Annotated in this window: 13 protein-coding genes; 4 read left to right on the top strand and 9 right to left on the bottom strand. The window is 72.5% G+C overall.

The genetic code is table 11. From position 1 onward, the window contains the following. Positions 1-3: 3 nt before the first annotated feature. From Val02_RS19620 to Val02_RS19610, 3 genes are read right to left on the bottom strand one after another with little or no spacing between them, the layout of a single operon-like run. Entirely contained in the window at positions 4-726 is a 723-nt protein-coding gene (locus tag Val02_RS19620) for a metallophosphoesterase family protein (protein ID WP_203900568.1), read from the bottom strand. Further along, complete coding sequence (locus Val02_RS19615; RefSeq protein ID WP_203900567.1) at positions 723-962, bottom strand: hypothetical protein; 240 nt, start codon at positions 960-962, stop codon at positions 723-725. Before Val02_RS19615 ends, Val02_RS19620 begins: the two co-directional genes overlap by 4 nt. Continuing rightward, entirely contained in the window at positions 959-1,579 is a 621-nt protein-coding gene (locus Val02_RS19610) for a nucleotidyltransferase family protein (RefSeq protein WP_203900566.1), read from the bottom strand. The genes Val02_RS19615 and Val02_RS19610 overlap by 4 nt, the downstream gene beginning before the upstream one ends. A gap of 92 nt (positions 1,580-1,671) precedes the next feature. Between Val02_RS19610 and Val02_RS19605 the strand changes: the two genes are divergently transcribed. Both Val02_RS19605 and Val02_RS19600 read left to right on the top strand, forming a co-directional pair. Beyond that, positions 1,672-3,294 (top strand): carbamoyltransferase family protein, encoded by a 1,623-nt coding sequence (locus Val02_RS19605; protein ID WP_203900565.1) that lies wholly within the window; start codon positions 1,672-1,674, stop codon positions 3,292-3,294. Beyond that, on the top strand, positions 3,291-4,313 hold the full coding sequence (locus tag Val02_RS19600; protein ID WP_203900564.1) for a glycosyltransferase family 2 protein: 1,023 nt from the start codon (positions 3,291-3,293) through the stop codon (positions 4,311-4,313). The genes Val02_RS19605 and Val02_RS19600 overlap by 4 nt, the downstream gene beginning before the upstream one ends. A 23-nt stretch (positions 4,314-4,336) precedes the next feature. On the opposite strand, the gene Val02_RS19595 is transcribed toward Val02_RS19600, so the two are convergent. Next, positions 4,337-5,923 carry a methyl-accepting chemotaxis protein gene (locus Val02_RS19595; RefSeq protein ID WP_203900563.1) on the bottom strand — a complete coding sequence of 529 codons (1,587 nt, stop codon included), beginning with the start codon at positions 5,921-5,923 and terminating at the stop codon, positions 4,337-4,339. Between the two features lie 73 nt (positions 5,924-5,996). Beyond that, the gene (locus tag Val02_RS19590) at positions 5,997-6,164 is read right to left on the bottom strand and encodes a hypothetical protein (protein ID WP_203900562.1); all 168 of its coding nucleotides are present in this window, start codon (positions 6,162-6,164) and stop codon (positions 5,997-5,999) included. Between the two features lie 219 nt (positions 6,165-6,383). Between Val02_RS19590 and rocD the strand changes: the two genes are divergently transcribed. Both rocD and Val02_RS19580 read left to right on the top strand, forming a co-directional pair. Further along, positions 6,384-7,595, top strand: coding sequence for an ornithine--oxo-acid transaminase (rocD, locus tag Val02_RS19585; RefSeq protein WP_373317916.1), 1,212 nt, complete (start codon positions 6,384-6,386; stop codon positions 7,593-7,595). A gap of 9 nt (positions 7,596-7,604) precedes the next feature. Next, on the top strand, positions 7,605-8,330 hold the full coding sequence (locus Val02_RS19580) for a hypothetical protein (protein WP_203900560.1): 726 nt from the start codon (positions 7,605-7,607) through the stop codon (positions 8,328-8,330). Here Val02_RS19580 and Val02_RS19575 read toward each other — a convergent pair. The 4 genes from Val02_RS19575 to Val02_RS19560 form a co-directional block, all read right to left on the bottom strand. After that, positions 8,312-8,818 (bottom strand): GNAT family N-acetyltransferase, encoded by a 507-nt coding sequence (locus Val02_RS19575; protein WP_203900559.1) that lies wholly within the window; start codon positions 8,816-8,818, stop codon positions 8,312-8,314. The two genes, Val02_RS19580 and Val02_RS19575, sit on opposite strands and share 19 nt — an antisense overlap. After that, positions 8,806-11,010, bottom strand: coding sequence for a HelD family protein (locus Val02_RS19570; RefSeq protein ID WP_203900558.1), 2,205 nt, complete (start codon positions 11,008-11,010; stop codon positions 8,806-8,808). Before Val02_RS19570 ends, Val02_RS19575 begins: the two co-directional genes overlap by 13 nt. A gap of 23 nt (positions 11,011-11,033) precedes the next feature. Beyond that, positions 11,034-11,810 (bottom strand): DedA family protein, encoded by a 777-nt coding sequence (locus tag Val02_RS19565; protein ID WP_239153185.1) that lies wholly within the window; start codon positions 11,808-11,810, stop codon positions 11,034-11,036. Between the two features lie 71 nt (positions 11,811-11,881). Continuing rightward, positions 11,882-12,862: an alpha/beta fold hydrolase gene (locus tag Val02_RS19560; protein WP_203900557.1), complete on the bottom strand. Its 981-nt coding sequence runs from the start codon at positions 12,860-12,862 to the stop codon at positions 11,882-11,884. Positions 12,863-13,066 lie beyond the last annotated feature (204 nt).

The raw sequence follows: 13,066 nt of genomic DNA, 5'->3' as shown, positions 1-13,066 counted from the left end.
TCGTCAGGGGGTCAGCTCGTAGACGTTGTACGCCTGCTTGATGACGGGGTGCGCGACGTTGCGGACCTTGACGCCGCCGGGCGTGGCACCGCGTTCGGTACCGGCGTGGGCGTGTCCGTGGACCGCGAGCGCCGTCGGGGCCGAGTCGACCGCCTGGGCCAGCAGATACGAGCCGAGGAACGGGTAGATCTCCAGCGGTTCGCCGACGAGCGTGTCCGGGACCGGCGAGTAGTGCATGAGCGCCACCCGCACGTCGCACTCCACGGCCTGCAGCGCGGCGGCGAGGCCGTTCGAGACGTCCCGCGTGTGATGGATGAACGCCTTCGTCTCCGGCTCACCGAACTCGCTGGCGCACTTGCCGGCGAAGCCGCCGCCGAAGCCCTTCGCGCCGGCGATCCCGAGCCGGGTGCCGCGCACGTCCAGCACGGTCGAGGACTGTTCCAGGACGGTGATGCCGCCGTCCTCCAGGATCTTCGTGACGAGATGGACCTCGTCGGAGTGGTAGTCGTGGTTGCCGAGCACCGCCACCACGGGCACGGCCAGGTTGCCGAACTCCTCCGCGACACAGTGCGCCTCGTCGGCCGTCCCGTGCCGGGTCAGGTCGCCGGCGAGGAGCAGGACGTCGGCCTTGTCGCCGAGTTCCTCCAGGGCGGGGCGGTAACGCCCGACGACATCCCGGTCGACGTGCACGTCGCCGACGGCCGCCACCCGAACACCTGAACTCATATTTGCTCCACCTCCTGGGGGACCCCGACCCGGGTGACGCCGAGGTCGCACCGGACCTTCAGCCCCGGGAACGCCTCGTGCAGCACCGACTCGATCTGCGCGCAGCGCTCCGGACTCTCGACCTCACCGACGAGCACCACGCCGTCGTCGGTGCGCACCACGCGGATGCCCTGTTCGGCGGTGCGAGGGTCCTCGGTCAGCAGCTGCTGCACCTCGCCCTCGGTGTATTCGTTCACCCCACGACCTCCTTCAACTGCGCACGCTTGCGGCCACCGATCGGCCCCTCGGAGAGGTCGGTCAGATCGATCACGCCCATCCGGTCCAGCAGCACGAGGAACGCGTACGCGAACGGCGAATGCGCCGTCTCCCGGTGCACGCGCGCCCAGTCGATCTGCTCCCGCAGCGAACGCGCCATCGGGAGCCCGCGGCCGAAGTCGCAGTAGTGCGGCGACCACGTGAGCACCTTGTGGATCATCAGCTCGGTGGGGGAGAGCACCGGCATGTGGACGGCGTTCACGGAAAGGATCTCGGTGTCGGCGAGCGTCTCGTCGGTGACCGGGCGCTGCACCGGCTTGAAGATGAGGTCGATCAGCCGGTCCTCCTCCCACACCTTCACCAGCCAGCCCTCGGGCGGCACCTCGCCGCGGAAGCCGGCCTCGACGAGCGTGGTCAGCACCCGTTCGGCGTCTTCCTCCTTGATGAGGAAGTCGATGTCGTGGTCGACGGCCTCGCCGCCGCGCGCGTAGACCGCGAAGCTGCCGGCCAGGGCGAACGGGATCCCGGCCTCCTTGAGGTGGTAGGCCACCCGCTTCAAGGTCTGGACCAGTGGCTGCTCGTCTTCCGGTGCAGGCATCGCGTTTCCCCTCGACGACTTCGTCCTGACCTGTCGCTCATACCCCGCACTTCTGCGTTACACACGGCCCCCTTCGGGTAGGCAGGCCGGTCATGCGGGTACTCGGGATCAACGCCATCTTCCATGACCCGGCGGCGGCTCTGGTCGTCAACGGCGAGATCGTCGCCGCCGCGGAGGAGGAACGCTTCAGCCGTCGCAAGCACGGCAAGCGGCCGGTGCCGTTCTCCGCGTGGGAACTGCCCGAGCTGTCCGCCGCGTGGTGTCTGCGGCAGGCCGGCCTGGAACCGGGGGACCTCGACGCGGTGGCGTACTCGTTCGACCCGGCGCTGTGCCGCCCGGCGGACGAACTGGGCCTCTCCGACCCGTGGGACTGGCTGCGCCAGGAGTACGCGCGCAAGGCACCCGGTTTCCTGGCGTCGGCGCTGCCCGGGCTGGACCCGGCGATCGTGCGGTTCGTGCCGCACCACATGGCGCACGCGGCGAGTGCCGCCTTCGTGGCGCCCGAGCGGGCTTCCGCCGTTCTCGTGCTGGATGGACGGGGCGAATCGGCGAGCCACCTCGCGGGCAGCTACCGCGACGGACGCCTGGAGCCCCTCTACGCCCAGGAACTCCCGCACTCGCTCGGCCTGCTCTATGAGGACCTGACCCAGCACCTCGGCTTCCTGCGCTCGTCCGACGAGTACAAGGTGATGGCGCTCGCCTCCTACGGCACCCCGCGCTTCCTCGGCGAACTGCGCGACCTCGTGCGCCCCACCGGCAACGGCGGCTTCCACGTCGAACGCATCGACTGGACCACCCTCACCAAGCCGGTCGAGCCGGGCGGCGACCTCACCGACGCGCACGCCGACCTCGCCTCCAGCGTGCAGAAGCGGCTGGAGGAGATGATCCTCGCGCTGGCCGGCTGGCTGCACGAGGCGGCCGGCGGTCCGAGCTCCATCACGCTGGCCGGCGGCACCGCGCTGAACTGCGTCGCCAACGCGCGGCTGGCGGCGGAGGGGCCGTTCGACAACGTGTGGGTGCAGCCGGCGGCCGGCGACGCGGGGACGGCCCTCGGCGCGGCGCTGTACGTGGCCGGGCGGCACGTGCCGTTCCCCGGGGCCGACCTGGGGCGCGGGTTCACCGACGAGGAGATCGAGGCCGAACTGCGGCGCGCCGGCCTGCGCTACACCCGACCCGCGTCGATCGCCTCGGAAGCGGCGTCGGTGCTCGCCGACGACGGGGTGGTGGCGTGGTTCCAGGGGCGGGCGGAGTACGGGCCGCGGGCGCTCGGGCACCGGTCGCTGCTGGCCCATCCCGGACACGCGCACAACACCGAGCGCATGAACAACGTCAAGGGGCGGGAGCAGTTCCGGCCGATCGCGCCGATGGTGCTGGAGTCGCGGGCCGCCGGCATCTTCTCGGGAACGCTGCCGAGCCCCTACATGCTCTTCACGCACCAGGTGGCGCCCGGGTGGCGGGACCGGATCCCGGCCGTGGTGCACGTCGACGGGACCGCGCGGGTGCAGACCGTCCCGGACGGCACACTCGTCGGCGAGCTGCTGACCGAGTTCGAACGGCGCACCGGGCTGCCGGTCGTGGTCAACACCTCGCTCAACACCGCCGGGCGGCCGATGGTGGACACGCCGTTCGACGCGCTGGAGCTGTTCGGGTCGGGGCCGGTGGACCTGCTGGCGATCGGGCCGTTCGCGGTGCGGCGGGGGGACCTGTCGCGGTGATCTCGGTCGTCGTCCCCACGGTCGGCCGGCCGTCGCTGGAGACGTTGCTGCGCGCGCTCGCCTCCTCCGGTGAGCCTCGCGGGGCGGCATCCGGCGGGCCGCACGCAGCGCCGCCCGATGAGCTGATCATCGTGCACGACCGGGCCGGCGGCGTGGTGCTGCCGGAGCCGCTGCGCGCGGTGGCGCGGGTGATCGCCGGTCCCGGGCGGGGGCCGGCCGCCGCGCGCAACGTCGGCTGGCGGGCCGCCACGGGGGAGTGGGTGGCGTTCCTCGACGACGACGTGGTGCCCTCGCCGACCTGGCTGCACGACCTGCGCGTCGACCTGGCCGGCACGAGCGCCGTGGCCGTCCAGGGGCTGGTCGAGGTGCCGCTGCCGGCCGACCGGCGGCCGACCGACTGGGAACGTTCGACCGCCGGCCTCGCCACCGCCAAGTGGATCACCGCCGACCTGGCCGTGCGGCGGGCCGCGCTGGAGGCCGTCGGCGGGTTCGACGAACGGTTCCCGCGCGCGTACCGGGAGGACGCGGACCTGGCCGCGCGGCTGCGTTCGGCCGGCGGCGCGCTGCGGGTGGGCACCCGCCGGATCTCCCATCCGGTCCGGCCCGAGTCGCCGCTGGTCAGCATCGGTACCCAGCGGGGTAACGCCGACGACGCGCTGCTGCGCCGCCTGTACGGCCCCGCCTGGCGCGAACGCCTCGAGATCCCGCCCGGCCGCCGGCGCCGGCACGCGTTCGTGACCGCGGCCGGTGCGCTGGCGCTGGCGGGTCTGCTGACCGGGCACCGCCGCGTCGCCGCGTCCGCGGGTCTCGGCTGGCTGCTCGGGACGGCCGAGTTCGCGTGGCGGCGTATTTCCCCCGGCCCGCGCACCCCTGCGGAGGTGTCGGCGATGCTCGTGACCAGCGCCGCGATCCCGCCCCTGGCGGTGGCGCACTGGCTACGCGGCTGGTGGAAGTGGCGCAACCTCTCGACGACCGGTTACGGAAGCACGTCAAAAGGCGCTGGGGAGGTGCATACGTAACCGGTCGTCCCCGCCGACAGGAGCTACGAGCGGAAGCGCGACACCAGTTCGCGGAGTTCGCGCGCCGTTCCGGCCAGGGAGGTGATCGCCTCCAGGGAGCTGCCGGCGTCGCGGGAGGTCGTGCCGGCCGCCGCCGTGATCCCGGCGACCGTGTCGATGATCTCGCCGCTGCGGTCGGCCACCTCGCCGACGTTGCGCCGCATCTCGCTGGTCGTCGCCGACTGCTCCTCGACAGCGGCGCTGATCAGCGTCTGGAACTCGTTGATCTGCTCGATGACCTCGGTGATCTCGCCGATGGCGGACATCGCTGAGGACGTTCCCGCCTGGATCGCGGAGACCCGGTCGGTGATGTCGTCCGTCGCCCGGGAGGTCGCCTGCGCCAGATCCTTCACCTCGCCGGCCACCACGGCGAACCCCTTACCGGCGTCGCCGGCCCGGGCGGCCTCGATGGTGGCGTTCAGGGCCAGGAGGTTGGTCTGCTCGGCGATCGACGTGATCATTTTGACCACGTTGCCGATCTCGCTGGACGCCGTGCCCAGATCGGACATCAGGGTGTTGGTGCGGTTGGCCTGCTCGACGGCGGCGCCGACGACGCGGGCCGCCTCGCTGGCGCTGCGGGCGATCTCGTTGATCGAGGCCGCCATCTCCTCGCTGCCGGTGGCCGTCGTGGCGATGTTGTTGCGGATCCGCTCCGCCGCGTCGGCGGCCGCCTCGGCGCGCTGGGTCACCTCGCCCGCCGAGGCCGCGATGCTGTGCGACGAGCGGGCGACCCGTTCGGCGTTGTCGGCCACCGAGCCGGCCGACGCCGTCATCGCCGACACGGTCGAACGGACACCGCCCACCGCCCGGTTCAGCGCGCCCGCCATGGCACCGATCTCGTCGGTCTGGCGCACCGCGGCCGAACGGGACAGGTCGCCGCCGGCCATCGCCTCCAGCACGCCCGAGACGGTGCGCACGGAGGCGAGGATGCCCCGCCCGAACACGACGCCGAGCAGCGCGAGGAACACCGCCGACAGCAGCCCGATGAGGGCCAGCCGCAGGGTGGCCGAACGCCGCTGCGCACTCACCCCGTCGGCCACCCGCTCGGCATGGGCCTGCAGGGCGTCGCCGACGGCCGGCAGTTCCTCCTCGACCTGCGTGAACGCGTCGGCGAACGCCGGCATCCGCGCGACCGGCACACCGCCACCGGGCGCGGCCGAGACGACGGCGGAGGCGATGCTCAGGTAGTTCTCCACAAGGGGGCGAACGGTGGAGACGGCCTCCCGGACGGCAGCGGCCTCGGCCCCGGCGAGCGTCGTCAGCTTGTCCCGCATGATCGCGCTGTGCTCGTCGAGATCCTTGGCCGCCTCGCTCTTCTCGGTGCCGCTGGCGGCGAGCAGCGCGCGCAGGACGTCACCGCGCACGGCGTCGTGCGCCATGTCGGCCTCAAGCGCGGCCCGGGTGAGCTGGGCCGAACGCTCCAACTCGTGCGCCTTCGTCTCGGAGTCCCGCAGGGCGAGCATGCCGATGCCGGAGCTGAGGACGACGCCGATCAGACCGACGCCGATCATCAGCGCCAGCTTGGTGCGCAGCCTCCGATTCTGCAGCCACACCCGAACGGCATCAGCCATCTGGACGGCACCCCCGTGTCAGAACTCGCCGGTCCTTATCGGCACGGGGGTGACGTACAGAAGGATTTGGTGCCTAGTGCCGGTCTTCGGCCCCACGGCTGAACTGGTGGTCCGACGTCGGGTCGGGCGTGATCGGCTTGTCGGCCAGGTTGCCCTGGGCCGGCGTGATCGTCGGCTCCTCGGCGTGCGGGGTCCGGCGGCCGGCCTCGCTGAAGAACTCCCGACGCGCGGCCGGGTCCATGTCGTCATAAGGTCCATGAGCGGCGGAATCTGGATACATGCCGTGTCGCGTACCCCGGCGGGAGCCTCTTCACGCAACATCGGGCCGTCGAACGGCCACAGGACGCAACGTCCGAACGGGCCGGACACACGATTCGCGGTGGATGATTCAGCACGTGCGGCACGCTGACGTGCGGCACCCTGACAGTGGAGATCCGCAAGAGGAGGGGCCGTGACGGCGCTGCGCGAGGACCTGACCACCCCGGCGGTCGAGGAGGCGGAACGCTTCACCGCCCACAACTACCACCCGCTGCCGGTCGTGGTCGCCGAGGCAGCCGGCGCCTGGGTCACCGACGTGGACGGCCGCCGCTACCTCGACTGCCTGGCCGGCTACTCCGCGTTGAACTTCGGCCACCGGCACCCCGACCTCGTGGCGGCCGCCCGGGAGCAGCTCGACCGCGTGACGCTCACCAGCCGCGCGTTCCTGCACGACCAGTTCGGGCCGTTCTGCCGGGAGCTGGCGCAGCTGTGCCGCACCGACCTGACGCTGCCGATGAACACCGGCGCGGAGGCGGTCGAGACGGCGGTGAAGGTGTCCCGCAAGTGGGGCTACCTGAAGAAGGGCGTGCCGGACGGCCGGGCCACGATCGTGGTGGCCGAGGGCAACTTCCACGGGCGCACCACCACCATCGTCAGCTTCTCCACCGATCCGGAGGCGCGCGCCGACTTCGGGCCGTACACGCCCGGGTTCCGGGTGGTGCCGTACGGGGACCTCGCGGCGCTCGAGGCCGCGGTGGACGAGACCACCGTCGCGGTGCTGCTCGAGCCGATCCAGGGCGAGGCCGGTGTGCTGGTGCCGCCGCCCGGCTACCTGCCCGCCGTGCGCGCGCTCTGCACTCGGGAGAACGTCCTTTTCGTGGCCGACGAGGTGCAGTCCGGCCTGGGCCGCACCGGTGACACGTTCGCCTGCGACCACGAGGGTGTGGTGCCCGACCTGTACGTGCTCGGCAAGGCGCTCGGCGGAGGAGTGGTGCCGGTGTCGGCCGTCGTGGGGCGGGCCGACGTGCTCGGGGTGTTGAAGCCGGGCGAGCACGGGTCGACGTTCGGCGGCAACCCGATGGCGTGCGCGGTCGGCCGTGCCGTCGTCCGGCTGCTCACGACCGGCGAGTACCAGGCCCGGGCCCGCGAACTCGGCGCCGTCATGCGCACCCGGCTCGACGCGATGGTCGGCAGCGGCCTCACGGCGGTGCGCGGCCGCGGGCTCTGGGCGGGCATCGACATCGACCCGGCCCTGCTGACCGGCCGCCGCGCCTGCGAACGCCTGGCCGAGCGCGGCGTTCTGGCGAAGGACACGCACGGCTCGACGCTGCGCCTGGCCCCGCCGCTGGTGATCACCGCCGATGAGGTGGAGCTCGCCATGAACGCGCTGGAGGGCGTTCTCAAGGACGCGTAGGGTGTCCCCGTGCGGGGGCGCTTGTGGCAGCTGATTCGTCCGTTGACGCCGGAGTACCGCTTCGGCCGGCCGGCGGCGCTGGTGAAAGCCCTGGAGTGGCTGCGGACCGGGGCCGCCGTTTGGGTGGTCTACCAGAGCGTGCGCTACACCGGGATCGACTTCGAGGGGACACTCAACCGGTTCGTGTTCGCGCCCGCGATCAACGCCGGGTTCGCGATCCCCGCCGTCGTGCTCGCCATGGCGGCGGTGCTGGCGGTGGCGCGCGACCGGCGGGCGCAGGGGCGTGCGCTGCTGCTGCCCGCGGTGACGATGGTGTGCGTGTTCCTCGGCGTGGTGGCGCTGGCGGCGACGACGCTGTTCATCGGCTGGCGGATGGGACACGGCTACTGGAGCCTGTGGCTGATCTTCCTGCTGCTGGTCGGGTTCCCCGCGGTGTCGGTGACCGGGTTCCTGGTGGTGCGGCACTGGTTCCGGGCGGCGGACGGGCACCCGATGCTGCCGGCGCTGTGCGCGCTCGGATACGCGGCCACGCAGGTGGCGGTCTTCGTGGCCTACGGGCCGTCGCAGACGCTGCCGTCCCCCTGGAACGTCGTCGTCGGGCTGGGTAGCCCGCTGTCGCTCGCGGCGTTCGCCGGCGTCGAGCTGTGGGTGCTGCACCGCTGGCACGGCGTCTCCCCGCGCGAACTGCCGCCGCCGGTGCCGCGGCGCGTCGACGTCTACAGGTCTACGGCGTAGCGGACCTCGTTGACGAGCACACCGGCGACGGTGTCCTGCTGTTCGACGCCGTCCGGCGCCCAGCCCGCCGCCGCGTAGAAGCGGCGCGCCCGCTCGTTGCTCTCCAGCACCCACAGCGTCGCCCGCCGGAACCCTGCCTCGGCGAACGCCGCCACCGTGCCGGCCATCAGCCCGCGCCCCGCACCGGTGCCCCACGCCGAGGGCAGCACGTAGATCGCGTTGAGGTCACCGGTGTCGGGCTCCGCCGAGGGGCTGAACTGCACGAAGCCGACCACCTCGGAGCCGTCGACCGCCACCAGGGTGCCGGTGCGCGGCCAGTCCGCCAGACCCACGTAGTGATCCCAGTGCGCGAAGCGCTGCTCCGGCACGAGCGCGTCGAGGAACGCCTGGGGCAGCTGCCCCCGGTAGGCCGCCTGCCAGGAGCGCACCTGCACGGTGGCGATCCCCTGGACGTCGTCGGCTGTGGCGCGCCGGATCAGGGCAGCCACGACAGGTCCTTGCCGACGGTGGTGAGCCGCTGCGTGGCGCGGGAGAGCGCGACGTACAGCGTCGCCACCCCGGAACGCCCCTCGGCCGCGATGGCACCCGGTTCGACCACGATCACGCCGTCGTACTCCATGCCCTTGGCCTCCAGCCCGGAAACGACCTGGAGCCGTTCCTCGGCGGGCAGCCAGCCGGCGACCTCGTCGCGCCGCGCGGTGCTGGCGATGACGCCGACCGTGCCGTCGACCTCGCCGAGGATCCGCTCGACCGCCTCGACGGTGGCCGTGCGCGGGTCGGCGGTGACGACGTGCCGCGGGTCGACGCCGGCCTTGCGCACGGCGCGCGGCAGCGCGATGCCCGGTTCGGCCCGGCGGATGACGGCCGCGGCGACCTCGAAGATCTCGGCGGCGTTGCGGTAGTTGGTGGTGAGCGCGAACTCCTTGCGCCGCGTGCCGACCGCCTCGGTCATCGCGCGGGTGGCCTCGGCGGCGTCGCCCCAGGCGGCCTGCGCCGGGTCGCCGACGACGGTCCAGCTCGCGAACTCCCCGCGCCGGCCGATCATCCGCCACTGCATCGGCGTGACGTCCTGCGACTCGTCGACGACGATGTGCGCGTACTCGCGGTAGTCCGCCGGGCGTTCGGTGGCGACCCGGCGTGCCGCCGCCATCCGGTCCGCGTGGGTGGAGACCTCGTGCACCCCGTCCATCACATGGAACGGGTCCTTGCGCGGCGCCGCCTTCACCTTGGGCCGCCCGAGCAGCTCGTCCAGCTCGTCGACCAGCGCCACGTCGGCCACGGTCAGGTTTTCCGGGTCGAACCGGCGGAACGCCTTCGTCAGCACGTCGATCTGGTTGTTCGAGTAGATGCCCTCGGCGTAGCGGCGCAGCCGCTGCGGGTCGCGCAGCCAGCCGAGCACGTCCACGGGGCGCAGCACCGGCCACCACTTCGCCATGAACGCCCGGAACTCCGGCCGTTCGGCGATGTCCTGCGCGGTCTCCTCGCGCGGCGGCCGGATCGCCTTGGGGATGAGCCCGTCGGTCTGCTTCCACAGGGCGTCGAGGACCCAGCCGGCGGCCTTGGCGCGCACCGCGTTGCGCCGCGCGCCGTTCTGCAGGACGGTGCGGCGCAGGTCGGCGAGGGCCTTGCGGTCGAGCGTGAGGAGTTCCCCCTTGTAGATGATCCGGAAACGGTCCGGCGCGTCCGGTGCCTCATCGCGCGCGGCGCGGGCCAGGAGGCGCGCCATCCGCACCGAACCCTTGGCGGCGGCCAGCGCCGGCGGGTCGTAGCGGTCGGCGGAGATCCCGGGGACGAGCTTGCCGAGCGCCCGCAGCGTGACGGCCTCCTCGCCGAGCGAGGGGAGCACGCGGGCCACGTAGTCGACGAAGACCTCGGACGGCCCGACGACGAGCACCCCACCGGACTCGAACCGGTTGCGGTCGTTGTAGAGCAGGTACGCCGCCCGGTGCAGCGCGACGGCGGTCTTGCCGGTGCCCGGACCGCCGCGCACGATCGTGACACCCGCCGCCGGCGAACGGATCGCGTCGTCCTGCTCCTTCTGGATGGTGGCGACGATGTCGCGCATCCCGTGCCCGGTCGCCCGGCCCAGCGACGCCAGCAGCGCACCCTCGCCGATGACCGGCAGGTCCTCCGGGGCGGCGTCGGGGTCGAGCAGGTCATCCTCGACGCCCACGACGCGTTCGCCCTGGCTGCGGATGGTGCGCCGGCGCACCACGTCCATCGCGTCCGCTGCCGTCGCCCGGTAGAACGGCGCCGCGGCCGGCGCGCGCCAGTCGACGACGAGCGGCTCGTAGCGTTCGTCGCGCAGGCCCAGCCGCCCGATGTAGCGCACCTCGCCCCCGGGAACGGCGGGCTCGACGGGCGCGGAGGCGGGGCCGCCGTCCGGCGGGCGGGCGCCGGGGCCCATGTCGAGCCGGCCGAAGACCAGGCCCTCGTACTCGGCGTCGAGCGCGAGCCGGCGGCGTGCCGCGTGGTACACCATGGCGTCGCGCTCGACGTAGGCGCCGTGGTTGCCGACCTTGGCGATGCCGTAGCCGGCCTTCTCCGACTCGGCGGCGGTCAGCCGTAACGCGTCGAGGCGGCGGTAGACCCGGTCGACGTAGCGCTGTTCGGCCGATAACTCGGCCGCCTCGACCTCAGAGCCGGCCGCGGCCCGGGCCGGTGCGGCGCCTTCGCTCAACAATCTGGGCGTTCTCCTGGTTCTTACCGTTCTTGGTCGTGCGCGTGGGGGTGGACGATCCGGTCCGCGGCGGCGTGCGTGCCGGCGGAGGCGACCGCCGCGGCGATCGTGCCGGCCTCGACGGTGCCCTCCACGGGGGTGTCGACCTCGGCGTCGACGGCCGCCAGCTCGGCCTCGGTCTGCTTGGCCCGCTTGGCGGCGCGGTGCTTGAAGAACCACGTCGACCCGATGCCGGCCACGACCGCGACGATCAGGAAGACGTAGGAGAAGCCCTTGAGGTACTTCTCGGCGACCTCGCCGACCTTGTAGATGACGAACGTCGTGCCCCAGGCCCAGACGATGCCGCCGGCCGCGTTCGCGATCAGAAACTTGTGATAGGGAACGCGCAGCGCGCCGGCGAGCGGGCCGGCGAGGATCCGCAGCAGCGCGACGAACCGGCCGAAGAACACGGCCCACACGCCCCACTTGGCGAACGTCTCCTCGGCCCTGGCCAGATGCGGCGGCCCGAGGTGCTTGGGGAACCGGCGGCCGAGCCGTTCGAGGAGCGGGCGACCGCCCCGACGCCCGATGGCGTATCCGATGGAGTCGCCCACGATGGCGCCGATCGACGCGCCGATGGCCACCCACCAGGGATTGAAGTCGGCGGTGTAGGCCAGCAGCGACGCGCTCACCAGAATCAGCTCGCCGGGGAGCGGGATACCCATGCTCTCCAGGCCGATGACCAGGCACACCACGGCGGCGATGCCCTGAGGTGGGAGCACCTCGAGCCACTCCTTGAGCATGTCCACGGTCGCGGTCACCTCCACTGCGCGGGATCCGGGCCCCGCTACCGTACCGGCCCCACGCTCGGGCGCCGGGGGCGCGCAGCCTCTCAGCCTACTGCGACCGGCTGAGCGGGGATTGAGGATCCGCTTTCTGCGGCGGCCTGAGCCGGGATCGAGGATTCGCGGGTGGCCGCGCGGCAGACCTGGGCCAGGGCGTTCGTGACCGTGTCCGGGCACTCCAGCGGGGGCATGTGCCCGCAGCCGTCGAGGACCTGCAGTTCGGCGTGCGGGAGGGCGGCCGTCATGGCCTCGGTGCACTTCACCGGGGTGAGCCGGTCGCGGGTGCCGACGAGCACCGCGACGGGCACGTCGGCGAGGGCGCGCAGCGCGTCGACCCGGTTCATCCGGCTGATCGAGGGTCGGAAGCCGCCGATCGAACGCAGCGACGCGCAGCTGATCATCGCGAGCGTGAGCTTCATCGCCTCGCAGCTGACCCGGTCACCGAAGACGAGCCAGCGCACGGCGGGCCACAGCGCGGGCATCAGCGGGCGGTGCGGGCGCCACGGGCCCAGCTTGGCCAGCAGCGCGGCGCCGTTCGTCTCGAACTGCCGCAGCGCCGTGCTGAGCCACGGGGCGAGTCCGTAGTTGGTGTGGGCGGCTCCCTCGGCACTGCTGGAGACGAGCGCGGCCCCGCGCACCCGCCGCCCGAACTCCTCGGGGTAGCGGTGCGCGAACTCCAGGATCGCCATGCCGCCGAGCGAGTGCCCCACGAGCACCACCGGTCCCTCGGGTGCGCGTTCGCGCAGGACGGCCGCGAGGTCGTCGGCGAGCCGGTCGAGCGTGGTGCCGTCGGCGGCGCAGCCCTCGGACTCGCCGTGGCCGCGCAGGTCGATCGCCAGGATCCGCACCGCGCCGCCGAACCGGTCGGGCAGGTCGTCGATCTGGCGCGACCAGAGGCGGTGATCCAGCGTCCAGCCGTGCAGCATGAGCACGGTCACATCGGCGGCGTGGGCTGACGCGCCGTACTCGGCCACGTGCAACCTGATCCCGTCCGAGGTTCGGACGCCCCGTTGAAGATCGGCTTGCATGGCCGGATCGTACCCGCGGGTAAGTTCTCGAAACACCTACGGAATCCGCAAGATTTCTACGCTAAGTAGGTGGGTCGTCGCTGAATATGGGTACTGAGGCACTCGTGTGACCGGTAACCGTGCCGGAGTATGCGCGTTGGTCCAGTTGGTACGGTCAACCGGTGGCGCACAGGCCTCTTGGCCTGCATCATGGTCGACGTGACG

Origin of the sequence: Virgisporangium aliadipatigenens (assembly GCF_016863615.1) — a bacterium.
Taxonomy (GTDB): Bacteria; Actinomycetota; Actinomycetes; order Mycobacteriales; family Micromonosporaceae; genus Virgisporangium; species Virgisporangium aliadipatigenens.
The sequence above is the reverse complement of the archived record's forward strand: the minus strand, read 5'-3'. Positions and strand labels throughout refer to the sequence as shown.